Source organism: Pseudomonas sp. AG1028 (genome assembly GCF_007993955.1).
GTDB lineage: Bacteria > Pseudomonadota > Gammaproteobacteria > Pseudomonadales > Pseudomonadaceae > Aquipseudomonas > Aquipseudomonas straminea.
This window is the reverse complement of sequence record NZ_VIVP01000008.1, coordinates 226207-248071: the sequence shown is the minus strand read 5'-3', so window position 1 is coordinate 248071 and position 21865 is coordinate 226207. Positions and strand designations below refer to the sequence as shown.

General features: G+C 64.9%; 23 protein-coding genes and 1 riboswitch. Of the genes, 18 read left to right on the top strand and 5 right to left on the bottom strand.

The genetic code is table 11. The annotated features are described in order from the left end of the window. The first annotated feature begins 64 nt into the window (after positions 1–64). The 11 genes from nrdR (at position 65) to FB481_RS15355 (ending at position 8446) form a co-directional block, all read left to right on the top strand. Positions 65–529 (top strand): transcriptional regulator NrdR, encoded by a 465-nt coding sequence (nrdR, locus tag FB481_RS15405; RefSeq protein WP_013789794.1) that lies wholly within the window; start codon positions 65–67, stop codon positions 527–529. A 1-nt stretch (position 530) separates the two neighbouring features. After that, positions 531–1649 (top strand): bifunctional diaminohydroxyphosphoribosylaminopyrimidine deaminase/5-amino-6-(5-phosphoribosylamino)uracil reductase RibD, encoded by a 1119-nt coding sequence (gene ribD, locus FB481_RS15400; RefSeq protein ID WP_147176955.1) that lies wholly within the window; start codon positions 531–533, stop codon positions 1647–1649. A gap of 223 nt (positions 1650–1872) precedes the next feature. Next, positions 1873–2167: riboswitch (FMN riboswitch) on the top strand. Between the two features lie 92 nt (positions 2168–2259). After that, on the top strand, positions 2260–2721 hold the full coding sequence (locus FB481_RS15395) for a 6,7-dimethyl-8-ribityllumazine synthase (RefSeq protein ID WP_013789796.1): 462 nt from the start codon (positions 2260–2262) through the stop codon (positions 2719–2721). Between the two features lie 12 nt (positions 2722–2733). Next, entirely contained in the window at positions 2734–3396 is a 663-nt protein-coding gene (locus FB481_RS15390) for a riboflavin synthase (RefSeq protein ID WP_147176954.1), read from the top strand. A gap of 13 nt (positions 3397–3409) precedes the next feature. Further along, the gene (gene ribBA / locus FB481_RS15385; RefSeq protein ID WP_147176953.1) at positions 3410–4501 is read left to right on the top strand and encodes a bifunctional 3,4-dihydroxy-2-butanone-4-phosphate synthase/GTP cyclohydrolase II; all 1092 of its coding nucleotides are present in this window, start codon (positions 3410–3412) and stop codon (positions 4499–4501) included. A gap of 98 nt (positions 4502–4599) precedes the next feature. After that, positions 4600–5076 carry a 6,7-dimethyl-8-ribityllumazine synthase gene (gene ribE / locus FB481_RS15380; RefSeq protein ID WP_013789799.1) on the top strand — a complete coding sequence of 159 codons (477 nt, stop codon included), beginning with the start codon at positions 4600–4602 and terminating at the stop codon, positions 5074–5076. Then, positions 5073–5552 carry a transcription antitermination factor NusB gene (gene nusB, locus FB481_RS15375; protein ID WP_013789800.1) on the top strand — a complete coding sequence of 160 codons (480 nt, stop codon included), beginning with the start codon at positions 5073–5075 and terminating at the stop codon, positions 5550–5552. The genes ribE and nusB overlap by 4 nt, the downstream gene beginning before the upstream one ends. Before the next feature lie 5 nt (positions 5553–5557). Continuing rightward, a complete protein-coding gene (thiL, locus tag FB481_RS15370; RefSeq protein WP_147176952.1) occupies positions 5558–6523 on the top strand; it encodes a thiamine-phosphate kinase in 966 nt (321 codons plus the stop codon). After that, the gene (locus FB481_RS15365) at positions 6516–7049 is read left to right on the top strand and encodes a phosphatidylglycerophosphatase A (RefSeq protein WP_093505516.1); all 534 of its coding nucleotides are present in this window, start codon (positions 6516–6518) and stop codon (positions 7047–7049) included. The genes thiL and FB481_RS15365 overlap by 8 nt, the downstream gene beginning before the upstream one ends. Positions 7050–7057: 8 nt before the next feature. Further along, positions 7058–7786, top strand: coding sequence for a transporter substrate-binding domain-containing protein (locus FB481_RS15360; protein WP_093505514.1), 729 nt, complete (start codon positions 7058–7060; stop codon positions 7784–7786). A gap of 15 nt (positions 7787–7801) precedes the next feature. After that, on the top strand, positions 7802–8446 hold the full coding sequence (locus FB481_RS15355) for a TIGR02281 family clan AA aspartic protease (protein ID WP_147176951.1): 645 nt from the start codon (positions 7802–7804) through the stop codon (positions 8444–8446). 33 nt (positions 8447–8479) lie between these two features. Here FB481_RS15355 and FB481_RS15350 read toward each other — a convergent pair whose 3' ends face one another. Next, a complete protein-coding gene (locus tag FB481_RS15350; RefSeq protein ID WP_147176950.1) occupies positions 8480–9754 on the bottom strand; it encodes a sodium:proton antiporter in 1275 nt (424 codons plus the stop codon). Positions 9755–10062: 308 nt separating this feature from the next. On the opposite strand from FB481_RS15350, the gene FB481_RS15345 reads away from it, so the two are divergent. Genes FB481_RS15345 through FB481_RS15330 form a run of 4 tightly spaced genes read left to right on the top strand, consistent with a single transcriptional unit; the run spans position 10063 to position 13504 of the window. After that, positions 10063–10776, top strand: a complete 714-nt coding sequence (locus FB481_RS15345; protein WP_093505508.1) for an ABC transporter permease — start codon at positions 10063–10065, stop codon at positions 10774–10776. Between the two features lie 11 nt (positions 10777–10787). Further along, positions 10788–11678, top strand: a complete 891-nt coding sequence (locus tag FB481_RS15340; RefSeq protein WP_093505506.1) for a glycine betaine ABC transporter substrate-binding protein — start codon at positions 10788–10790, stop codon at positions 11676–11678. Position 11679: 1 nt separating this feature from the next. Next, the gene (locus FB481_RS15335; protein WP_093505504.1) at positions 11680–12339 is read left to right on the top strand and encodes an ABC transporter permease; all 660 of its coding nucleotides are present in this window, start codon (positions 11680–11682) and stop codon (positions 12337–12339) included. A 10-nt stretch (positions 12340–12349) separates the two neighbouring features. Continuing rightward, positions 12350–13504 (top strand): ABC transporter ATP-binding protein, encoded by a 1155-nt coding sequence (locus FB481_RS15330; protein ID WP_093505502.1) that lies wholly within the window; start codon positions 12350–12352, stop codon positions 13502–13504. Between the two features lie 45 nt (positions 13505–13549). Here the strand turns inward: FB481_RS15330 and FB481_RS15325 are convergent, their stop codons facing one another. Then, a complete protein-coding gene (locus FB481_RS15325) occupies positions 13550–13909 on the bottom strand; it encodes a cupin domain-containing protein (RefSeq protein ID WP_093505500.1) in 360 nt (119 codons plus the stop codon). Between the two features lie 247 nt (positions 13910–14156). Between FB481_RS15325 and FB481_RS15320 the strand changes: the two genes are divergently transcribed. Both FB481_RS15320 and FB481_RS15315 read left to right on the top strand, forming a co-directional pair. Continuing rightward, the gene (locus FB481_RS15320; RefSeq protein WP_147176949.1) at positions 14157–15650 is read left to right on the top strand and encodes an aldehyde dehydrogenase; all 1494 of its coding nucleotides are present in this window, start codon (positions 14157–14159) and stop codon (positions 15648–15650) included. A 93-nt stretch (positions 15651–15743) separates the two neighbouring features. Beyond that, positions 15744–16886, top strand: coding sequence for an MFS transporter (locus tag FB481_RS15315; RefSeq protein ID WP_093505496.1), 1143 nt, complete (start codon positions 15744–15746; stop codon positions 16884–16886). Here the strand turns inward: FB481_RS15315 and FB481_RS15310 are convergent. Both FB481_RS15310 and FB481_RS15305 read right to left on the bottom strand, forming a co-directional pair. Beyond that, positions 16881–18449 (bottom strand): phospholipase D family protein, encoded by a 1569-nt coding sequence (locus FB481_RS15310; protein WP_147176948.1) that lies wholly within the window; start codon positions 18447–18449, stop codon positions 16881–16883. The two genes, FB481_RS15315 and FB481_RS15310, sit on opposite strands and share 6 nt — an antisense overlap. A 47-nt stretch (positions 18450–18496) precedes the next feature. After that, complete coding sequence (locus tag FB481_RS15305; protein WP_147176947.1) at positions 18497–19930, bottom strand: PLP-dependent aminotransferase family protein; 1434 nt, start codon at positions 19928–19930, stop codon at positions 18497–18499. A 177-nt stretch (positions 19931–20107) separates the two neighbouring features. Between FB481_RS15305 and FB481_RS15300 the strand changes: the two genes are divergently transcribed. Then, complete coding sequence (locus FB481_RS15300; protein ID WP_147176946.1) at positions 20108–20347, top strand: DUF1127 domain-containing protein; 240 nt, start codon at positions 20108–20110, stop codon at positions 20345–20347. Between the two features lie 99 nt (positions 20348–20446). Here the strand turns inward: FB481_RS15300 and FB481_RS15295 are convergent, their stop codons facing one another. Next, positions 20447–21760, bottom strand: a complete 1314-nt coding sequence (locus tag FB481_RS15295) for an FAD-binding oxidoreductase (protein ID WP_147176945.1) — start codon at positions 21758–21760, stop codon at positions 20447–20449. Positions 21761–21865 lie beyond the last annotated feature (105 nt).

The following is a 21865-nucleotide window of genomic DNA, read 5'->3' as shown; positions in this document are numbered from 1 at the left end:
CTTGGCGCCAGAAGGTGTTGATGCGCTACCATGCGGGCTTTCCTGCCAGTGACCGTTTCCCGCCATGCACTGCCCGTTCTGCTCCGCCAACGACACCAAAGTCATCGATTCGCGTCTGGTCGCCGAGGGTGATCAGGTGCGTCGCCGCCGCGAATGCTTGGCCTGCGGCGAGCGCTTCACCACCTTCGAAACCGCCGAGCTGGTGATGCCGCGCCTGATCAAGCAGGACGGCAGCCGCCAGCCCTTCGACGAAGACAAGCTGCGTGCCGGCATGCAGCGTGCACTGGAAAAACGCCCGGTGAGCGTCGAGCGGCTGGAAGCGGCCATCGCCCATATCAAGCATCGGTTGCGCGCCACCGGCGAGCGCGAAGTCAAGTCACTGGTGCTCGGCGAGCTGGTGATGACCGAACTGCAGAAGCTTGATGAAGTGGCCTATATCCGCTTCGCCTCGGTGTACCGCCGCTTCCAGGACCTCAACGAATTCCGCGAGGAAATCGACCGTCTTTCCCGCGAGCCGAATCAGGATTGAGATGAGCAACAGCGATCACGCCTACATGGCGCGCGCCCTCGAACTTGCGCGCAAGGGTCTGTATTCCACCCACCCCAATCCCCGTGTCGGCTGCGTGATCGTGCGCGACGGCAAGATCGTCGGCGACGGCTGGCACGCCAAGGCCGGCGAGCCCCATGCCGAGGTTCATGCGCTGCGCCAGGCCGGTGACAAGGCCCGTGGTGCTACCGCCTACGTGACCTTGGAGCCGTGCAGCCACCACGGGCGTACGCCGCCGTGCGCCGATGCACTGATCGCCGCCGGCATCACCCGCGTGGTCGCCGCCATGCAGGACCCTAATCCGGAAGTCGCCGGGCGCGGCCTGCTGCGCTTGATGAATGCCGGCATCGCCGTGCAGGGCGGCGTGCTGGAGGCCGAGGCGCGGGCGCTGAACGCGGGCTTTATCAAGCGTATGGAAACCGGCCTGCCGCTGGTGCGTGTGAAATTGGCGATGAGCCTGGACGGGCGCACCGCCATGGCCAGTGGCGAAAGCCAATGGATCACCGGGCCGGCGGCGCGTGCCGCGGTGCAGCGCCTGCGTGCGCGTTCCAGCGTGGTGCTCAGCGGCGCCGATACCCTGCTGGCCGATGGCGCGCGGCTGACCGTACGCCCGGACGAACTGGGCCTGGGCGCCGAGCTGACTGCACTGGCCCAGGCGCGGCCGCCGCTGCGCGTGCTGGTCGATGGGCGCCTGCGGGTGCCGCTCAGCGCGCCGTTCTTCCAGGCAGGCCCGGCGCTGGTCGCCACCTGCGCAGCGGCCACCTCGCGCTGCCGTTATCTGGATGACGGCCACGAGCTGCTGGCCATGCCCGGCAGCAACGGTCATGTCGATCTGCGTAAGTTGCTGCTGGAGCTGGCATCGCGTGGCGCCAACGAAGTGCTGGTCGAGGCCGGGCCGAAACTGGCGGGCGCCTTTGCCCGGCTGGGGCTGGTCGACGAGTACCAACTGTTCGTTGCGCCCAAGTTCCTCGGCTCCAGCGCGCGGCCGCTGCTCGACCTGCCGCTGGCGCGTATGGCCGAAGCGCCAGCCCTGAAGATCGTCGACATGCGTGCCGTGGACGACGACTGGCGCATCATCGCCGTGCCTGATCGCGCGAGCTGAACGCACAGCTTGTAGCCTGTTCGCGATCTTTCTGGGCATACGTACGGGCTGCTACGAGGCAAAAGCGGCCATCGGCGCAGTATCTGTGGGAGCGCCCGTTCTGCCGCATTGCCGTCAAATAGATAAAGCCCGGCGCGAAGGTCGTGAACAGCCTCTTGGGCATGGCCGCCGTGCGCTGGCGCGGCAACTGTGGTAAAACGCCTGTCGGCTGCGACAAGCAGCCACACGTTCTCAGGGCGGGGTGTAATTCCCCACCGGCGGTAATGGTGCCAAGAACCTGTTTTAGATCTGCTGCGCGTCGGCCATACGGCGTTGAAATTGGGCTCGGGCTGCTCATTTACAGCCTGTAAACTCCGCGCCCTCGCCCAATTTCGCCTTGTCTGGCGCTAGCTCGCGAGATCTAAACTCAGGTTCTACCTAGCCCGCGAGCGCCCGGTACGGCACCAGCCGCCCGGGGACGAGCAGATCCGGTGTGATTCCGGAGCCGACGGTATAGTCCGGATGAAGAGAGAGCGGGATTGCCTGGTCAGGTGGCCTTTCGGTCGCTGCATGTCCGTACCATCCCTATCGATCCAAGCTGCCCTGTTTTAACCATAAACAGGAGTCGAACATGTCCATCTCTAACAGCGTACGCCGGGTCGCCTTCGTGCAGGCCTGCTGGCACCGCGAAATCGTCGATCAGTCTCGTCACGCCTTTATCGAAGAAATGCAGCGCCAGGGTTACGCGGCCAGCGAAATCGATTGCTTCGAAGTCGGCGGCGCCTTCGAAATCCCTCTGCACGCCAAGCGCCTGGCCAAAAGCGGCCGCTACGCCGGTATCGTCGCCGCCGGGTTGGTGGTCGACGGTGGTATCTACCGCCACGAGTTCGTCGCCCAGGCGGTGATCGAGGGCCTGATGCAGGTGCAACTGGACACCGACGTGCCGGTGTTCTCGGCGGTGCTCACGCCTCATCATTTCCATGCCGGCGAAGAGCATCAGACGTTCTTCCGCGAGCATTTTCTGGTCAAGGGCGCCGAAGCGGCGCGCACTTGCGCCGACACGCTGCGCAAGCTCAAAGAATTGCCGGTCTGACGAGGAGCCTTTATGTTCACCGGAATCATCGCATCCATCGGCAGCATTGCCGCCATCACCCCCAAGGGCGGTGACGTACGCGTATACGTGAAGACCGGCAAGCTGGATCTGGGTGACGTCGTCCTGGGCGACAGCATCGCGGTCAACGGCGTGTGCCTGACCGCCGTCGAGCTGCCGGGCGACGGCTTCTGGGCCGATGTCAGCCGCGAAACCCTGGCGCGTACCGCCTTCGTCGACCTGAAGACCGGCAGCCGGGTCAACCTGGAAAAGGCCCTGACACCGACCACGCGCCTGGGTGGCCACCTGGTCAGCGGGCACGTCGACGGCGTTGGCGAGATCGTCTCCCGTGAGGAGAACGCCCGTGCCATCCAGTTCAAGGTGCGCGCGCCGCGCGAGCTGGCCAAGTACATCGCCCACAAGGGTTCGATCACCGTCGACGGCACCAGCCTGACGGTCAACGCCGTCGATGGCGCCGAGTTCGAGCTGACCATCGTGCCGCACACCCTGGCCGAAACCATCATGGCCGACTACCACGCCGGGCGTCGGGTCAATCTGGAGGTCGATCTGCTGGCCCGTTACCTAGAGCGCCTGCTGCTCGGTGACAAGGCCGCCGAGCCGAGCAGCTCCGGGCTGACCGAAGGTTTTCTCGCCGAACACGGCTACCTGAAGCATTAAGGACACCGCCACCATGGCACTCAACAGTATCGAAGAGCTGGTCGAAGACATCCGCGCCGGCAAGATGGTCATCCTCATGGATGACGAAGACCGCGAGAACGAAGGCGACCTGATCATCGCCTCCGAGTGCGTCACCGCCGAGCACATCAACTTCATGGCCCGCTTCGCCCGCGGCCTGATCTGCATGCCGATGACGCGCGAACGCTGCGAAACCCTCAAGCTGCCGCTGATGGCACCGCGCAACGGTTCCGGCTTCGGCACCAAATTCACCGTGTCCATTGAAGCGGCCGAGGGTGTGACCACCGGCATTTCCGCCGCCGACCGCGCGCGCACCGTGCAGGCCGCGGCGGCCAAGAACGCGGTGGCCGAAGACATCGTCAGTCCCGGCCACATCTTCCCGCTGATGGCCCAGCCCGGCGGCGTGCTGGCTCGTGCCGGCCACACCGAAGCGGCCTGCGATCTGGCGCGCATGGGTGGTTATGAGCCGAGCGGGGTGATCTGCGAGATCATGAACGACGACGGCACCATGGCCCGCCGTCCGGAACTGGAAGAGTTCGCCGCCAAGCACGGTATCAAGATCGGTACCATCGCCGACCTGATCCACTACCGCATGCTCCACGAGCGCACCGTGCAGCGCATCGCCGAGCAGCCGCTGGACAGTGAGGTAGGCCACTTCAACCTGGTGACCTACCGCGACTCGGTGGAAGGCGACGTGCACATGGCCGTGACCCTGGGCACCATCTGCGCCGAAGAGCCGACCCTGGTGCGCGTGCACAACATGGACCCGATGCGCGACCTTCTGATGGTTCGTCAGCCGGGCCGCTGGAGCCTGCGTGCGGCGATGACCGAAGTGGCCGAGGCCGGCAGTGGCGTGGTGCTGTTGCTCGGCCATTCCCTGGGCGGCGACGAAGTGCTGGCGCATATCCGCGAAGCGGACGGCAGCACTACCGCTAAGGTGCCGAGTACCTATAGCACCGTGGGCGCAGGTTCGCAGATTCTGCGTGACTTGGGCGTGCGCAAGATGCGCCTGATGAGTGCACCGATGAAGTTCAACGCGATATCCGGTTTCGACCTGGAAGTTGTAGAATACCTGCCCCCCAAATAATGGGGCGACCGCGATGGGCCGATTCCGCCCCATCGCCTATATTTTCGGGGCCTGCAGCGGCGGGCCCTGGCTCTTTAAAGACAGCTCGAGAACTCGCTATGACACTCAAGACCATCGAAGGTACTTTCATCGCTCCCAAGGGTCGCTTCGCCCTGGTGGTTGGCCGCTTCAACAGCTTCGTGGTCGAAAGCCTGGTCAGCGGCGCGGTCGACGCCCTGGTTCGCCACGGCATCAGCGAAGACGACATCACCATCATCCGCGCACCGGGTGCCTTCGAAATCCCTCTGGTTGCCCAGAAAGTCGCCCAGCGTGGCGAGTTCAACGCCATCATCGCCCTCGGCGCAGTGATCCGTGGCGGCACCCCGCACTTCGAGTACGTGGCCGGTGAGTGCACCAAGGGTCTGTCCCAGGTGTCCATGGAGTTCGGCGTACCGGTCGCCTTCGGCGTTCTGACCGTCGATTCCATCGAGCAGGCCATCGAGCGTTCCGGCACCAAGGCCGGCAACAAGGGCGCCGAAGCTGCCCTGTCCGCTCTGGAAATGGTCAGCCTGCTGGCGCAGTTGGAGGCCAAGTGAGCCAGAACGACAACAAGCCAGCCAAGAAAGGCCCGAGCCCCAAGCTGCTGGCTCGCCGTCAGGCGCGCACCCTGGCCATGCAGGCCCTGTACTCCTGGCACATCGCGGGCCAGGCACTCAACGAGATCGAAGCGCAGTTTCGGGTCGACAACGACTTCAGCGCGGTCGACGGCGCCTACTTCCACGAGATCCTGCACGGCGTGCCGCGCCAGAAGAGCGAGATCGACGCCCTGTTCGAACCGCTGCTCGACCGTCCGCTGGACGAGATCGACCCGGTCGAGCTGTCCATCCTGCGTCTGTCCACCTACGAGCTGCGTAACCGCATCGACGTGCCGTACCGCGTAGTGATCAACGAAGGCATCGAGCTCGCCAAGGTGTTCGGCGCCACCGACGGTCACAAGTTCGTCAACGGCGTGCTCGACAAGCTGGCGCCGACTCTGCGCGCCGACGAAGTCCGCGACTTCAACAAGCGCTGAGTGTCTTGGGCGAGTTCGAGCTGATTCGTCACTACTTCGCCGCAGCCGCCTGTGCGCAGGCGGCCGATGGTGTGGTGCTGGGAATCGGCGATGACTGCGCCCTGCTCGAAATGCCGGCCGGCGAGCAGCTGGCAGTGTCCACCGACACCCTGGTAGCCGGCGTGCATTTCCCGGTCGACGCGCCAGGTGAGCTGCTTGGCCAGCGCGCCCTGGCCGTTTCGGTCAGTGACCTGGCCGCCATGGGCGCAACGCCCCTGGCCTTTACGCTGGCACTGACCCTTCCCGAGGTTTCCCCCGACTGGCTGGCCGACTTCACGGCCGGGCTGGAGCGCATGGCGCGTCAATGTGGCGTGCGCCTGGTTGGTGGCGACACCACCCGTGGGCCGCTGAGCCTGACCCTCACCGTATTCGGCCGTGTGCCCGTCGGCCTGGCGCTGACCCGCGCCGGCGCGCGCCCGGGTGATCTGCTCTGTGTGGGCGGTACCCTTGGCAATGGCGCCGGCGCGCTGCCGTTCGTGCTCGGTGAGCGGGCCGAGCAGGTGCATAGTGCCGAGCTGCTGGCCCACTACTGGTCGCCGGCGCCGCAGCTACAGATCGGCCAGGCCCTACGTGGCATGGCCACGGCTGCGCTGGATATCTCCGACGGCCTGCTCGCCGACTGCGGGCACATCGCCCGGGCGTCCGGCGTCGCGCTGTTCGTCGAGCAGCAGCACCTGCCGCTGTCGGCCGCTCTACTGGCCTGCGTGGATGATGAAAGCGCGCGCCAGCTGGCGCTCGGTGGTGGCGACGACTACGTGCTTGCCTTTACCCTGCCTGCCGAGAAACTGGACGCGCTGCGCGCCATGGGCCAGCCTGTATGGGTGATCGGTCGCGTCGAGGCCGGACAGGGCGTGCATCTTCTGGACGCCGACGGCCGCGTCATCAAGCCACGGTACAGTGGCTACCAACATTTCGGATCGAACCGTGACTGATCATCCCAAGCAAGTCCCCGCCGAATTCGTACCACCTTCCGTGTGGCGCAACCCCTGGCATTTCCTGGCCTTCGGCTTCGGTACCGGGACCATGGCCAAGGCCCCGGGCACCTGGGGCTCGCTGGCTGCGGTGCCGTTCATCCCGCTGTGGCAGATGCTGCCAGACTGGGGCTACTGGCTGATGTTGGGCGTGACCATGCTGTTCGGCGTGTGGCTGTGCGGCAAGGTGGCCGACGACCTGCGCGTGCATGACCACGAGGGCATCGTCTGGGACGAGATGGTCGGCATGTGGATCACCCTGTGGCTGGTGCCCGAAGGCTGGGGCTGGGTGTTTGTGGGCTTTCTGATGTTCCGCTTCTTCGACATTCTCAAGCCCTGGCCGATCCGCTGGATCGACCGCCACGTGCACGGCGGCTTCGGCATCATGCTCGACGACGTGCTGGCCGGGGTGTTCGCCTGGCTGTCCATGCAACTGCTGGTCTGGGGCTGGGCCAATGGCCTGGCGGCCAGCCTGGGTTTCGCCTGAGCGGAGGCATGACGATGCGCGCGATGCTGCTGGCCCTGCTGTTGTCGATTGGCGTCTGCGCCCAGGCGAGCAGCGAGGTGCCGACATCCATTCGCATGGCCAGCGACGTGTGGGTCGACCGCATCAACCCGGACGGCACCGGGCTTTCCTGGGACGTGCTGCGCAAGGTCTTCGAGCCCGCTGGTGTCAGGCTCGACATGCAGATCGTGCCCTACACCCGTTCCATCGGTCTGGTGAAGCGCGGCGAAGCCGACGCTTGGGTAGCGTCGTACCAGAACGAAGTCAGCGGCGGCGTGGTGTACCCGACCTGGCATTACGACTCGGACCTGATCAGCGCCCTGAGCCTTGCCAGCAAGCCTGAGCCCGATCAGGCCCAGCTCGGCCGCTCGCGCCTGGTGTGGATGCGCGGCTACGAGTATCAGCGCTATATTCCCGGCCTGACCCACTACAACGAATTGCAGCGGCGCAGTGGCATCCTGTCGATGCTCGATCAGGGCCACGCCGACTACTACATCGACGCACGCCCCGAGGTCGAACAGGTGCTTGCCGGCGCCGAGCAGCCCGGTAAATACCGTGCCACCGACCTGCTGCGCCTGCCGCTGTATATCGGCTTTTCCGACACACCACGTGGCCGCGCGCTGGCCCAATTGTTCGATCAGCGCATGGCCGAGCTGGTCGAGAAAGACGAGCTGCGCGCGATTTTCGAGCGCTGGGGCCAGCATTACCCCTTCGAATAGCCGGGAGAGGCACGGATGCGTCGAGTGATGATGGTCATGGCAGGCCTGTTGGTCGCGCCGCTACTGCTGGCTGCTACGCCGGTTCAGGTGGTCGGGTTGTTCCCCGGTGCGGCGGTGCTGTCGGTGGACGGCCAGCGCAAGCTGGTGCGCGTCGGCCAGGCCGGCCCAGGCGGCGTGCAGGTGGTCAGTGTCGACAGCCGCAGCGCCGTGCTGCGCGTCGACGGTGTGGAGCGCAGTTACGGCCTGAGCCGCGAATACAACACCTCAGGCGTCGCCGCGCCGCAGAAACAGACCCTCAGCATCGCTCGCAGCAACGGCGGCCACTACTGGCCCGAAGGCGCGATCAATGGCCGCGCCCAGCAGTTTCTGGTCGATACCGGCGCCACCTCCGTGGCCCTCAATGAAAATCATGCCCGCCGCCTGGGCATCGACTATCGCACCCGCGGCCAGCCGATTCAGGTCAACACCGCCAGCGGCACGGCCAAGGGCTGGCGGGTGACCCTCGACAAGGTCAGCGTCGGCTCGCTGCAGGTGCTGGGTGTCGAGGCGGTGGTGCTCGAAGGCGCCTCGCCGAGCGAGGCGCTGCTGGGCATGAGCTTTCTCAATCGCGTCGGCTGGCGGGTGGAAAACAACCTGCTGGTGCTCGAGTCGCGCATCTGAATCGGGGCGCCAGTCAAATGCGCCCCGGTTTTCTCAGTGATGATCGTCCACCGCGACCTGGGGCTGGCCACGGTACAGCCGGCTGACCAGTGGGCCGATGGACAAGCCCTGCAGCAGGATCGAGGTGAGCACGACGATATAGGTCAGGCTCAGCAGCAGATCGCGTTCCTCGCCCAGTGGCAATGACAACGCCAGGGCCACCGACACACCACCGCGCAGCCCGCCCCAGGTGAGGATGCGGATCGCCCCGTGGGATACCTGGCGGCGCCCGCCGGCACGCCGGCGCATCACGAACACCGCTGGCGCCACGGTCAGCAGGCGTGCTACCAGCACCGCGCCACCGAGCACGAAGGCGGCGATGATGTGCAGCCAGGAGAACGGCAGGAGCAGCAGTTCCAGGCCGATCAGGGCGAATAGCAGGGCGTTGAGAATCTCGTCGATCAGCTCCCAGAAACCGTCCACGTAGCGGCGTGATTCGTCCGACATGGCGTGCTTGCGACCCAGGTTGCCGATGATCAGGCCAGCCACCACCATGGCGATCGGCCCGGAGACGTGCAGCCGCGCCGCCAGTGCCGCGCCGCCGAATACCAGCGCCAGGGTCAGCATCACCTCGACCTGGTACTGGTCGATGCTGCGCAGCATCAGCAGCACACCATAGCCCAGCGCGGCGCCGACCAGCACACCGCCCACCGCCTCGTGAACGAACAGCCAGCTCACCGTACCCAGGGTCGGCGTGCTGCCCAGTTGCAGGATGCCGAGCAGGATGGTGAACACCACCACTGCGGTGCCATCGTTGAACAGCGATTCGCCGACGATGGTGGTGGCCAGCGGCTTGGGCGCGCCGGCCGACTTGAGGATGCCCATCACCGCAATCGGGTCGGTGGGCGAGATCAGCGCGCCGAACAGCAGGCAGTAGATGAAGTCCACGTGCCAGCCGAACAGGGCGAAGATGTAGAACGCCAGGGTGCCGATCACACTGGTGGCGATCAGCACGCCGACGGTGGCCAGCAGGCCTATGGGCCATTTGTAGCTGCGCAGATCGCTCAGGTCGACGTGCAAGGCGCCGGCGAACAGCAGGGCCGGCAGGAACCAGGTCATCAGGATATCGGAGAAGTCGATGCGGCGGATGATCTGCTGCGCCTCGATTTCGATCAGCGGGTAACCGAGCTGGCTCAGGCCCTGGGCGATCAACGAGAAGATCATCGCCGTGGCCATCACGCCGATGGTGGGCGGCAGGCGGATAAAGCGATAGTTGACGTAGGTGAGCAGCGTGGTGAGGACGATAAAGGCGGCAACGAGGTCGAGCACGGGGTCTCCTTTGAAGGCTGATGTTCGCCATCCCGGCGAACACCCTGGAGCCCCGATGATACCTGGCTTGTAACCAGATGTGTGGCAGTGGATGACCGTCTGCCCATGGCAGAACGATAGCAAAAGAGGGGAACCGAAGCGGCGCAACATGGGTCGATCAAGCGTGGGTCGGAGGGCTGCAGGGCGCCTGAGCCTTGATATGCGGGACATCGCCGACCGATGTCCCAGCCTCCGGCATGAAGAGACCGACGCGCAATGCGTCCGGTCGGATCGATACGCCAACGGCGGTCGTTTAATGGAGTCGCAATATGCTGAAAAGCTTCGGCAAGGTGCTGCTGGGCGCTGTTGCGCTGATCGCGGTACTGGCCTTGCTGGTCCACTGGATCACCCCGGCGGTGCTCGCGCAGCACCGTGAAGATCTCATTTTCTATCTGCAGGCACACCTGTACCTGGTGTTCGTGTCGATGCTGGCGGCACTGGCGGTCGGCATCCCCGCCGGCATCCTGCTCAGTCGGCCCGGCCGCGAGCACAGTGCCGAGCGCTTCATGCAGGTTTTCAACGTCGGTAACACCGTGCCGCCCCTGGCGGTGCTGGCCATTGCCCTTTCCATCGTCGGCATCGGTAACGGCCCGGCGATCCTGGCGCTGTTCCTGGCCTCGCTGCTGCCCATCGTGCGCAACACCTACGAAGGCCTGCGCAACGTGCCGAGCTCGCTGACGGAAGCCGCCACCGGCATCGGCATGACGCCGCGCCAGTCACTGTGGAAGGTCGAGCTGCCCAATGCGGTGCCGATCATCGTCGGCGGTATTCGCGTGGCGCTGGCGCTGAACGTCGGCACTGCGCCGCTGGTGTTCCTGATCGGCGCCAACAGCCTGGGCAGCCTGATCTTTCCCGCCATTGCCCTCGAAGACCAGCCCTTGCTGATTCTCGGCGCTGCCGCCACCGCCTTGCTGGCGCTGCTGCTCGATGGTCTGGTGGCGGCCGTCAGCCGCTTCTGGTTCGAGCGGGGGGTGGTCCGTTGAAGGAAACGATAATGAAGTCTCTCGTTCTTTGCCTCGGCCTGCTGCTGGCAGCGACCAGCCAGGCTGCGGAAATTCGTATCGGTGCCAAGGTGTTCACCGAGCAGGTGATCCTCTCCGAACTCACCGCACAGTACCTACGCCCTCACGGCTATCAGGCGCGCATCGTCGGTAACCTGGGCAGCACCATCGCCTGGAACGGCATGAAGAGCGGCCAGCTGGACCTGACCTGGGAATACACCGGCACCTCGCTGGTGGCCTACAACAAGGTCACCGAACGCCTAGACAAGGAAGCCGCCTATCAGCGTGTCAAGGAGCTGGACGCCAAAGAGGGCGCGATCTGGCTGGCGCCCTCGAACTTCAACAACACTTACGCTCTGGCGCTGCCGGAAAAGGTCGCAGAGGAACACCCGGATATCCATACCATCAGCGACCTGGCCGCCGCCCTGAAAACCCCAGGTAAGGGTAGCCGTCTGCTGGCGCTGGACATCGAGTTCGCCAACCGTTCCGATGGCCTGAAAGGGCTGGTCCAGGAATACGGCCTGACCTTCACCCGTAACGAAATTCGCCAGATGGACCCGGGCCTGGTCTACACCGCGCTGCGCAACGGTCAGGTGTTCGTCGGCCTGGTGTACACCACCGACGGCCGCCTGGATTCCTTCGGCTTGCGTCTGCTCGAGGATGACCGCAAGTACTTCCCGGATTACACAGCCGCGCCGGTGGTCAATGCCGACTACCTCAAGCAGCACCCGGAGCTCGAAGCGTTGCTCAAGCCGCTGGCCGAGCGCCTGGACGACGCCACCATGCGTCGCCTCAACGCCCGCGTCGACGTGGATCGCGAGACGCCTGCCGCAGTGGCGGCAGATTTCCTGCGTCAGGAAAAACTGATCGGGGAGGGCAACTGATATGGATTTCATGACCGCTTTCCAGCATATCGACTGGGCCGAGGTGGCCAGCCTGACCGTCGAACACATCTCCCTGGTTGGTATCGCCGTGGGCTTGGCGATCCTCATCGGTGTGCCGCTGGGTATCCTGATGACCCGCTTTCCATGGCTAGCCGGGCCGCTGCAGGGCCTGGCCACCGTGGTACTGACCTTGCCGGCCATCGCCATATTCGGCCTGTTGCTGCCGTTCTACTCGCAGTTCGGCCAGGGCCTTGGCCCGCTGCCGGCGGTGACTGCGGTGTTCCTCTATTCGCTGCTGCCGATTCTGCGTAACACCTACCTGGCGCTGACCAGCGTCGAGCCGGGCATTCGCGAGGCGGGTAAAGGCATTGGCATGAGTTTCTGGCAGCGCCTGCGCATGGTCGACCTGCCGATTGCTGTGCCAGTGATCCTGGCGGGCGTGCGCACCGCCGTGGTGATGAACATCGGTGTGATGACCATTGCCGCCACCATCGGCGCCGGCGGCCTCGGCGTGCTGATTCTCACCGCCATCAGCCGCAGCGATATGGCGACCCTGTTCGTTGGCGCCGTGCTGGTGAGCCTGCTCGCCATCGTCGCCGACCTGTTTTTGCAGTGGCTGCAGAAAACGCTCACTCCCCGTGGCCTGAAAGCCGCCCACTGAGGATTCGAACATGATTCAACTCGACAAATTGACCAAGAAATTCCAGCAGAAAGGCAAAGATGTCGTCGCCGTCAACGAAGTCAGCCTGACCGTCGACGAAGGCCAGATCTGCGTATTTCTCGGCCCATCGGGCTGCGGCAAGAGCACCACGCTGAAGATGATCAACCGGCTGATCGAGCCGACCTCCGGGCGTGTACTGATCAACGGTGAGGACACCACCGGCATCGATGAGGTGACCCTGCGCCGCAACATTGGCTACGTGATCCAGCAGATCGGTCTGTTCCCCAACATGACCATCGAGGAAAACATCACCGTGGTGCCCAAGTTGCTCGGCTGGGACAAGAAGCGCTGCCACGACCGCGCCGTGGAGCTGATGAGCATGGTGCAGCTGGAGCCCAAGCAGTATCTGTCGCGTTACCCACGCGAACTGTCCGGTGGCCAGCAGCAGCGGATCGGCGTGATCCGCGCCCTGGCGGCCGACGCCCCAGTATTGCTGATGGACGAGCCGTTCGGCGCGGTCGACCCGGTCAACCGCGACGCCATCCAGAATGAGTTCTTCCAGATGCAACGCGCGCTGAACAAGACCGTGATTATGGTCAGCCACGACATCGATGAAGCCATCAAACTGGGGGACAAGATTGCCATCTTTAAGGATGGGACGCTGCTCCAGTTCGACCACCCGGATACCCTTCTGGCGCACCCTGCCGATGATTTCGTCAGCGGTTTCGTCGGCCAGGACAGCACCCTCAAGCGCCTGCTGCTTATCCGCGCCGAAGATGCCGCTGACGATGCGCCGTCGGTGTTGGCCGAGGCGAGCATCGCCGATGCAGTCGAACTGATGGAAGAACACGACCGTCGCCACCTGGTGGTGACCGACGCCGGCAAGAAGGCCCTTGGCTTCATTCGTCGCCGTGACCTGCGTGGTCAGGGCGGTGCGGTGCAGCCGTTCGTGCAGCCGTTCAACGCCACCGCCGCCCACGACGAGCACCTGCGCATCCTGTTGTCGCGCATGTACGAGTTCAACCGCTCGTGGCTGCCGGTGCTCAGCGCGGAAAATGACTTCCTTGGTGAAGTCACCCAGGAATCCATCGCCGATTACCTGAGTTCCGGGCGCTCGCGGGGCAAGAGCAGCATCGTCTCGCCGGCGGAGCAGGTCGCCAGCTGATGCTTCGCCCCGGGCCGGTTACCGTAACCGGCCCGGGGCCTGGCCTTAGGCCTGTTCGAAGATCACGTAGACCTTGCGGCAGGTCTCCAGCACTTCCCACGTGCCGGTAAAGCCAGCCGGTATCACGAAGCGGTCACCGGCGCGCACGGTCTTGGCATTGCCGTCGTGATCACGCAGCACCGACACGCCCTGCAGGATCTCGCAGTATTCGTGCTCGGTGTAATTCACCGTCCACTGGCCGACCTCACCCTCCCAGATCCCCGTATTGAATTGCCCGCAGGGGCTCAAGTAATGGTTGCGCACCTGCTGCTGCGGGTCGCCCTTGAGGATCTTCTCGGCGGCGGGGCGGTAGCTTTCGGCGCTACCAGCGCTGTGGGCGAAATCGACGATCTGCTGGATGTTCATCTGCACGTTCCATGGTTATTCAGAGGACGTTGGCGATCATGCCGCGTGCGGCGAAAGGGCTGAATGCCGCGGCAGGCACGGGCCGAGTCTATGTTTAAAAAAATGAACGCAGCAAGGCGTTTGGCCACCAAGTGTCAAGAATATTGAAAATCCTGCGAGCGCTGGTTTAGTGTGGCTCGCAGTTTCCGAGGCCCTTGGGGCCACCGCAGGCGCCCGCGCGCCTTCACCGACGAAAGAGGATGATCAGATGACCCGTTTGACCCGTACCGACTGGGAGCAGCGTGCAAAGGATCTGAAAATCGAGACCCGCGCCTTCGTGCAGGGCGAGTACCAGTCTGCGCAGAGCGGTGAAACCTTCGAATGCATCAGCCCGGTCGATGGCCGGGTGCTGGGCCAGGTCGCTAGTTGCGACCTGGCGGACGCCGAACTGGCGGTGAAGTCGGCGCGCGCCGCCTTCGATTCCGGCGTGTGGTCGCGTATCGCCCCGGCCAAGCGCAAGTCCAAGATGATCCGCTTCGCCGAGCTGCTGATGGCCAACGCCGAAGAGCTGGCGCTGCTGGAAACCCTCGACATGGGCAAGCCGATCAGCGATTCGCTGGGCATCGATATTCCGGCGGCGGCCAATGCCATCCGTTGGAGCGCCGAGGCGATCGACAAGGTTTACGACGAAGTCGCGCCGACGCCCCATGACCAGCTCGGTCTTGTGACCCGCGAGCCGGTCGGCGTTGTGGCAGCCATCGTGCCTTGGAACTTCCCGCTGCTGATGTCCAGCTGGAAGCTCGGCCCGGCCCTGGCCACCGGTAATTCGGTGATCCTTAAACCGTCCGAGAAGTCGCCGCTGACCGCCATCCGCGTCGCCCAATTGGCCATCGAAGCCGGAATCCCGGCCGGTGTGTTCAACGTGCTGCCCGGTTATGGCCACACCGTCGGCAAGGCCCTGGCCCTGCATATGGATGTCGACACCATCGTGTTCACCGGCTCGACCAAGATCGCCAAGCAGCTGATGATCTACGCCGGCGAATCGAACATGAAGCGCGTATGGCTGGAGGCCGGTGGCAAGAGCCCCAACATCGTCTTCGCCGATGCGCCGGACCTCAAGGCGGCCGCCGAGTCCGCCGCCAGCGCCATCGCCTTCAACCAGGGCGAGGTGTGCACCGCCGGCTCGCGCCTGCTGGTGGAGAACGCCATCAAGGAGCGCTTCCTGCCCATGGTGGTCGAGGCCCTGAAAGGCTGGAAGGCCGGCAACCCGCTGGACCCGGACACCAACGTCGGCGCGCTGGTCGATACCCAGCAGATGGATACCGTGTTGCGCTACATCGAAGCCGGGCACAAGGATGGCGCCAAGCTGCTGATCGGCGGCAAGCGCACCCTGGAGGAGAGCGGCGGCACCTATGTCGAGCCGACCATCTTCGATGGCGTGACCAATGCCATGACCATCGCCCGCGAGGAAATCTTCGGGCCGGTGCTCTCGGTGATCGGCTTCGACAGCGCCGAGCAAGCCGTGCAGATCGCCAACGACACCGTGTATGGCCTGGCCGCCGCGGTGTGGACCGCGGATATCTCCAAGGCGCACCTGACCGCCCGCGCCTTGCGCGCCGGCAGCGTGTGGGTCAACCAGTACGACGGCGGCGACATGACCGCGCCGTTCGGTGGCTTCAAGCAGTCGGGCAACGGCCGTGACAAGTCTCTGCACGCCTTCGATAAGTACACCGAACTGAAAGCGACCTGGATCAAACTCTGATCCTGCACGGATGAGGCCCGCCAGTCGGCGGGCCTGAGCAAGCCGGCGGCCGGGCTCCCAGAGCCCGGCCGCTGTGTTTCGAGGGAGTCAGTAATGCGTTGGGGAACCTACTTCGCCGTCTGCCTGGCGGTGATCAGTATCGGTCTGGCCATGGGCGTGACCATGCCGCTGGTGTCGCTGCGCCTGGAGAGTTGGGGCTACGGCTCGTTCGCCATCGGCATCATGGCGGCCACGCCGGCCATCGGCGTGCTGCTGGGTGCCTCGCTGGCTGGCGGGCTGGCCGCGCGCTGCCCGACGCCACGGCTGATGCAATTCTGTCTGCTGGCCGGCGCGCTGTCGGTCACTGGCCTGGCGCTGCTGCAGAGCTATCCCGTCTGGATTGTGCTGCGCCTATTGTTGGGCGTGACCCTGACCGTGGTGTTCATTCTCGGCGAGAGCTGGATCAACCAACTGGCGGTGGAGAAGTGGCGCGGCCGGCTGGTGGCGCTGTATGGCACCGGCTACGCCCTGAGCCAGCTGTGCGGGCCGCTGCTGCTTAGCGTGCTGGGCACCGATACCGACCTGGGCTTCTGGTTTGGCGTGTCGCTGTTGGTCGGCGGCTCGCTGCTGCTGATCGGCCGCACCGGCGCACCGGTGGTCGATGCCCACAGCGCGTCCGGGCGTGGCCTCTTGGTGTTCTGCCAGCGCATGCCGGCCATCGCCTGGGCAGTGATGCTGTTCGCCGCCTTCGAGGCGATGATGCTAACCCTGTTGCCGATCTACGGGCTGCGCCAGGGCTTTACCCAGGAAGTGGCGCTGTTCATGGCCAGCGTGGTGGTGGTGGGTGATGCGGTGCTGCAGCTGCCCATCGGCCTGCTTGCCGACCGCATCTCGCGGGTGACGCTATTCCGCCTGTGCGGCGTGGTGCTGCTGCTCTCAAGCCTGGGCATTCCGCTGCTGTTGCATACGCCGGTGATCTGGCCGGTGCTGGTGCTATTCGGCGCCAGTGCGGGTGGTCTGTTCACCCTGTCGCTGATTCTCATCGGCGAACGTTTTCGTGACGATCAGCTGGTGCGCGCCAATGCCCATGTGGCGCAGCTGTGGGGCATTGGCTGCCTGGTCGGGCCGCTGGCTACCGGCGCGGTCAGCCAATGGATCAGCGGACATGCATTGCCGATGCTGATGGCGGTCGGCGCGGCAGCCTTTATCTGGTTGGCCTGGCGGCCCCACGCCTTCGACGAGCGCGTCGCGCTATAGCATTTTCTCCAGGCCGATGGCCCGTGCGAACCAGGCATTGAAGCGCCGCCAGCGGCTGCCGGGTTCCTCGGTGAGGACGAATTTTTTGCCGTCGTCCTCGCCGATCCAGACCATCCGCGTTGCGCCGTTGGCGTCTTGCTGCAGGCGCACTTCGTAGCTCACCGACGGTTTCATGCCCTGCAGGGCCAGCTCGCGCAGGTAGGCGGCCAGCTTCGGGCTGTCGACCAGTACGCCGACCTCGGTATTCCACAGCACCGAGCGCGGGTCGACGTTGAAGGAGCCGACGAAGGATTTCTGCTTGTCGATGACGATGGCCTTGCTGTGCAGGCTGGAATTGGAGCTGCCACTGAGGCTGTAGGCCGGCGGCGAATCGGCGCCTGGTTCGCTGCGTAACTCGTACAGACGCATGCCATGTTCGAGCATTTCCTGGCGATAGGGCGCGTAACCGCCGTGTACCGCCGGCACATCGGTGGCTTCCAGGGCATTGGTCAGCAGACGGATCTCCACGCCGTTGTCGGCCAGGCCGATCAGGTACTCCAGGCCGGCCGGCGCTGGCACGAAGTAGGCGGAGACCATCACCAGATCGCTCTTGGCCGCCTGGATGTGCGGCGCGAGCTGCGTTGTGAGCAGCAGATGCGGGTCTGGTTCGCCGCTGGCCAGCACCTTGCTCGGTGCGTCCCACAGGGCGATGCCGGGTGCCCAGATCAGCTCGTCGAGCCAGACGTTCAGCTTCGGCGTGTGCTGATAGGCGAGCAGGCGTTCGTAGAGTTCGGGCTGCTCGACGCGGGCGGTGTCGAGGTATTCGCGCAGGCCCTTGCGTGCCTTGTCGAGGGTTTTCAGCGAGGGCTGGCGCCAGACGAATTCCTCGATAGGCTGGCTCAGCCGGCTGTTCCAGTACTGGTCGAAACTCTGCGCCAGGTCGTGGGCCACCGGGCCGACGGCGAGCATGTCGATGTCGGTGAAGTTCATGTTCGGCTCGGCATCGAAATACTCATCGCCCAGGTTGCGCCCGCCGACGATGGCCGCCGCGCTGTCGGCCAGCCACAGCTTGTTGTGCATGCGCCGGTGCTGCTGGGAGAGATTCAGGCCGCGGCCGATCACTCGCGTCACGCCGGTCAGGCGCCCCAGGTGCAGCGGGTTGAACACGCGGATTTCGATATTTGGATGGGCGGCCAACAGGGCGATCTTGTAGTCCTCGCCGTCGCTGGTAGTGTCGTCGAGCAGGATGCGGATGCGCACACCACGGTCGGCGGCTTGCAGCAGCTCCTTGACCAGTGCGCGGGTGCTCAGGCCGTCGTGCACGATGTAGTACTGCAGATCGAGGCTGTGCTGCGCGGCGCGAATCAGTTCGGCACGGGCGGCGAAGGCTTCGTTGCTGGCCGGCAGCAGGCGAAAGCCGGAGTGCCCCTGATGCTCGGCGGCACGCGCTTCGAGCCCGGCGCCGAATGACGACTCGGCCGCGGGAATGGCCTGGCTGGGCACGATGGGCACCTGGTTGGTACAGCCGCCGAGCATCAGCAGAAGGATAAAGAGCACGCGCAAGGGCACTGTTGCAGCCTCCATCGGCTGTCTGGTGGGTGCTGATAGGACGCCGCTGCGCTGGGAAAGATTCAGTCTCTCGGCGCGGGCAGTTCGGCGAGCATCTCCGCCACGGTTTCCCCCACGATGCGCACCGCCGTCTCGATGGCCGGGCTGGGGCGCGTGGCGTAGTTCATGCGCAAGCAATTACGGTACTTGCCGGCGGCGGAAAAGATGCTGCCCGGTGCGACCTGGATCTTTTGCGCGGCCAGTTCGCGGTTCAGGCGCTGGCTGTCGAAACCCTCGGGCATCTCGACCCACAGCATGAAGCTGCCCTGGGGGCGGCTGACCCGCACCGAGGGCGGGAAGTAACGGCTGACCCAGTCGCTCATCTGTTCCAGGTTGCGCGCATACTGACCACGCATGCGGCGCAGGTGCGGTTCGTAGTGGCCGCCTTCGATGTATTCGGCCAGCGCCAGTTGCGGCAGCTGTGCGGTGGCGCCGGTGCCCAGGTATTTCATGTGCAGCACCTTGTCGAGGTAGCGGCCTGGCGCGATCCAGCCGACACGGAAGCCGGGCGCCAGGGTCTTGGAAAACGAGCTGCACAACAGCACGCGGCCGTCGTCATCGTAGGATTTGATGGTGCGTGGGCGCGGGTAGTGAAAGGCCAGCTCGCCGTACACGTCGTCCTCGATGATCGCCACGTCGTGGCGCTGGGCGAGGGCGAGCAGGGCGCGCTTGTTGGCCTCCGGCATGATGTAGCCCAGCGGGTTGTTGCAGTTGGGGGTGAGCTGAATGGCTTTGATCGGCCATTGTTCCAGGGCCAGCTCCAGCGCCTCGAGGCTGATGCCGGTGAGCGGGTCGGTGGGCAACTCCAGAGCCTTCATGCCGAAGCCTTTGAGTGCCTGCATCACGCCGTGGAAGCTCGGCGAATCGACGGCGACGATATCGCCCGGCACGCAGATCGCCCGGATCGCCGCCGACAGCGCCTCGTGGCATCCGGTGGTGATGACTATGTCCTCATAGGTCAGCTGGCAGCCGGAGTCCAGGGTCAGGCGGGCGACCTGTTCGCGCAGGCGCACGTCGCCGTAGATGCTGCCGTAGGTCAGGGTGTGCAGGTCCTGCTTGCGGCTCAGCCGCGACAACGCACGCAACAGGGGCTTGAGCGTCGGGCTGTCGATGTCCGGGCGGCCGCGGCCCAGCTGGACGAAATCATTGCGTGGCGAAGGGGCGATCTGTTCCAGCACCTGATCCCACTGCGAGACGTCCACGGGGCGTTGCGGCGCCCGGCTGATCTTCGGCAGCGCCGGCTTGTCGCGGCCTTGCGGCACGAAGTAGCCGGATTTCGGTTTCGGTAGCGCCAGGCCGCGGTCTTCCAGGTGGCGGTAGGCCTGCTGCACGGTACTCAGGCTGACTCCGTGCTCCTGGCTCAGGGCGCGCACCGAGGGCAGGCGGTCGCCCGGCCGGTAAAGGCCCTGCTCGATGCGTTCGCCAATCAGGTCGGCCAGGTTGGTATAGAGGGTCATGTTCACGCACCTGTATGCAAGGGAGCCAGTTGAACCATACAGATGGCTCTTCGCGGAACCATTCAGTTCACTCGATGGTTAATCTGTATGGATTTAATTCCCTTTCTTTGCATCTGTCATGCTTTTTCGCTGACCGCCATCATGATCTCCCATGACCTCAATGCGCAGGAGAGCGACATGAACGGGCTGAGCGATGTGCGATTGACTTTGAAGGGCCGCGAGCTGGAAAGCGGTAACGGCCTGCGACTGACCGAAGTGCCGGCGCATGCGGCGCTGACCGATCGCTGGCAGCGTTTCATCCGCCGCCTGACCACCCGGCGCGCACTGCTCAGGCTCAACGAGGCTCAGCTTGAGGACATCGGTTTGAGCCGCGAGCAGGCCGAGTGCGAAGCCAACCTGCCGTTCTGGAAGCTCTGAGCCGGCGCTGTAGCCCGGCGTTGAGTGCAGCGATACCTGGGACTTCTTTTCCTGGGTATCGCTGCGCTCAACCACAGGCTACGGAGAGCATTGGCGCTATCAGGCCAGTTCCTTGAATCGGTGCCAGAGCATGCCCAGTGCCAGCAGCGGCGAGCGCAGATGGCGACCGCCGGGAAAGGTCATGTGCGGCACCTTGGCGAACAGCTCGAAGCCGCCGCCGGCTTGCCCGGCGATGGCTTCTGCGAGCAGCTTGCCGGCCAGGTGCGTGGCATTCACGCCATGGCCCGCATAGGCCTGGGCGTAGAACACGTTGGGCTGATCTTTGAGGCGGCCGATCTGCGGTAGGCGGTTGGCGCCGATGCCGATCATCCCGCCCCACTGGTAGTCGATACGCACGTCCTGCAACTGCGGGAATACCGCGAGCATCTTTGGCCGCATATAGGCGGCGATATCGGACGGATCGGTGCCGGAGTAGCGGCAGGCACCGCCGAACAGCAGGCGGCGGTCGGCTGAAAGCCGATAATAGTCAACGGCCACCCGCTGGTCGCAAAGCGCCATGTTCTGCGGGATCAGCGCGCTGGCCTGCTCCTCGCTCAGCGGCTCGGTGGCGATGATGTAGCTGCCGGCGGGCAGCACTTTGCCGCCCAGTGTCGGGTTCAGGTCGCGGATGTAGGCGTTGCAGGCCAGCACCAGTTGAGGGGCGCGTACCACACCCTCGGCGGTGTGCACGCGGATCTCGCTGCCATAGTCGATGCGCATGGCCGGCGAATGCTCGAAAAGGCGCACGCCCAGGCTCCGCGCAGCAGCGGCTTCGCCGAGTGCCAGGTTGAGGGGGTGCAGATGCCCGGAGCCCATGTCGATCATGCCGCCGACATAGCGCTGTGAGCCGACCACCTCGTGCATCTGTTCCGGTTGTAGCAGGCGCAGCTCGTGGCGATAGCCGAGGCCCTGCAGTTCTGCGGCATCCTCGGCGAAGCCGGCCAGGTCGCGCGGCTTGTTGGCCAGGTCGCAGTAGCCCCAGGTCAGGTCGCAGGCGATCTCGAACTGGGCGACTCGCCGGCGCACCAGCTCCACCGCTTCCAGGCCCATCAGTTTCAGCTCGCGCACCCCGTCCTTGCCGATCACCGATTCGAACTGCTCGACGCCATGGCCGACGCCGCGAATCAGTTGCCCACCGTTGCGCCCGCTGGCGCCCCAACCGATGCGATGCGCTTCGACCAGTACCACCGACAGGCCTTTTTGAGCCAGCTCGATGGCCGTGTTCAGGCCCGAGAACCCGCCGCCGACGATGCACACGTCGGCGCGCTGCTCGCCTTGCAGAACCGGCAGGTCGAGCTGCTGGTTGACGCTGGCGGCGTAGTAGGAGGGCGCATGCTCGGCGCTATGAACCGGCGGGTGGGCACGGGCGGTCATGTGCGAAATCCTGATTTCGGTGTGGGTAAAAATTGACGAAGCATAAGCGCGCAATCCGCTGCGAGCCAACCGCCGATTACCGAGCAGGCCGAGCTTTGCCTGGCC

What these genes read in the sequence shown, in the direction of transcription:
- ribD (WP_147176955.1), top strand. Translation starts at nt 531, where the DNA reads ATGAGCAACAGCGATCACGCCTACATGGCGCGCGCCCTCGAACTTGCG.
- FB481_RS15335 (WP_093505504.1), top strand. Translation starts at nt 11,680, where the DNA reads ATGGATTTCATGACCGCTTTCCAGCATATCGACTGGGCCGAGGTGGCC.
- FB481_RS15360 (WP_093505514.1), top strand. Translation starts at nt 7,058, where the DNA reads ATGACGATGCGCGCGATGCTGCTGGCCCTGCTGTTGTCGATTGGCGTC.
- FB481_RS15355 (WP_147176951.1), top strand. Translation starts at nt 7,802, where the DNA reads ATGCGTCGAGTGATGATGGTCATGGCAGGCCTGTTGGTCGCGCCGCTA.
- nrdR (WP_013789794.1), top strand. Translation starts at nt 65, where the DNA reads ATGCACTGCCCGTTCTGCTCCGCCAACGACACCAAAGTCATCGATTCG.
- FB481_RS15315 (WP_093505496.1), top strand. Translation starts at nt 15,744, where the DNA reads ATGCGTTGGGGAACCTACTTCGCCGTCTGCCTGGCGGTGATCAGTATC.
- FB481_RS15390 (WP_147176954.1), top strand. Translation starts at nt 2,734, where the DNA reads ATGTTCACCGGAATCATCGCATCCATCGGCAGCATTGCCGCCATCACC.
- ribBA (WP_147176953.1), top strand. Translation starts at nt 3,410, where the DNA reads ATGGCACTCAACAGTATCGAAGAGCTGGTCGAAGACATCCGCGCCGGC.
- FB481_RS15325 (WP_093505500.1), bottom strand. Translation starts at nt 13,909, where the DNA reads ATGAACATCCAGCAGATCGTCGATTTCGCCCACAGCGCTGGTAGCGCC.
- FB481_RS15340 (WP_093505506.1), top strand. Translation starts at nt 10,788, where the DNA reads ATGAAGTCTCTCGTTCTTTGCCTCGGCCTGCTGCTGGCAGCGACCAGC.
- FB481_RS15395 (WP_013789796.1), top strand. Translation starts at nt 2,260, where the DNA reads ATGTCCATCTCTAACAGCGTACGCCGGGTCGCCTTCGTGCAGGCCTGC.
- FB481_RS15320 (WP_147176949.1), top strand. Translation starts at nt 14,157, where the DNA reads ATGACCCGTTTGACCCGTACCGACTGGGAGCAGCGTGCAAAGGATCTG.
- FB481_RS15305 (WP_147176947.1), bottom strand. Translation starts at nt 19,930, where the DNA reads ATGACCCTCTATACCAACCTGGCCGACCTGATTGGCGAACGCATCGAG.
- FB481_RS15295 (WP_147176945.1), bottom strand. Translation starts at nt 21,760, where the DNA reads ATGACCGCCCGTGCCCACCCGCCGGTTCATAGCGCCGAGCATGCGCCC.
- FB481_RS15300 (WP_147176946.1), top strand. Translation starts at nt 20,108, where the DNA reads ATGAACGGGCTGAGCGATGTGCGATTGACTTTGAAGGGCCGCGAGCTG.
- ribE (WP_013789799.1), top strand. Translation starts at nt 4,600, where the DNA reads ATGACACTCAAGACCATCGAAGGTACTTTCATCGCTCCCAAGGGTCGC.
- FB481_RS15330 (WP_093505502.1), top strand. Translation starts at nt 12,350, where the DNA reads ATGATTCAACTCGACAAATTGACCAAGAAATTCCAGCAGAAAGGCAAA.
- FB481_RS15310 (WP_147176948.1), bottom strand. Translation starts at nt 18,449, where the DNA reads ATGGAGGCTGCAACAGTGCCCTTGCGCGTGCTCTTTATCCTTCTGCTG.
- FB481_RS15345 (WP_093505508.1), top strand. Translation starts at nt 10,063, where the DNA reads ATGCTGAAAAGCTTCGGCAAGGTGCTGCTGGGCGCTGTTGCGCTGATC.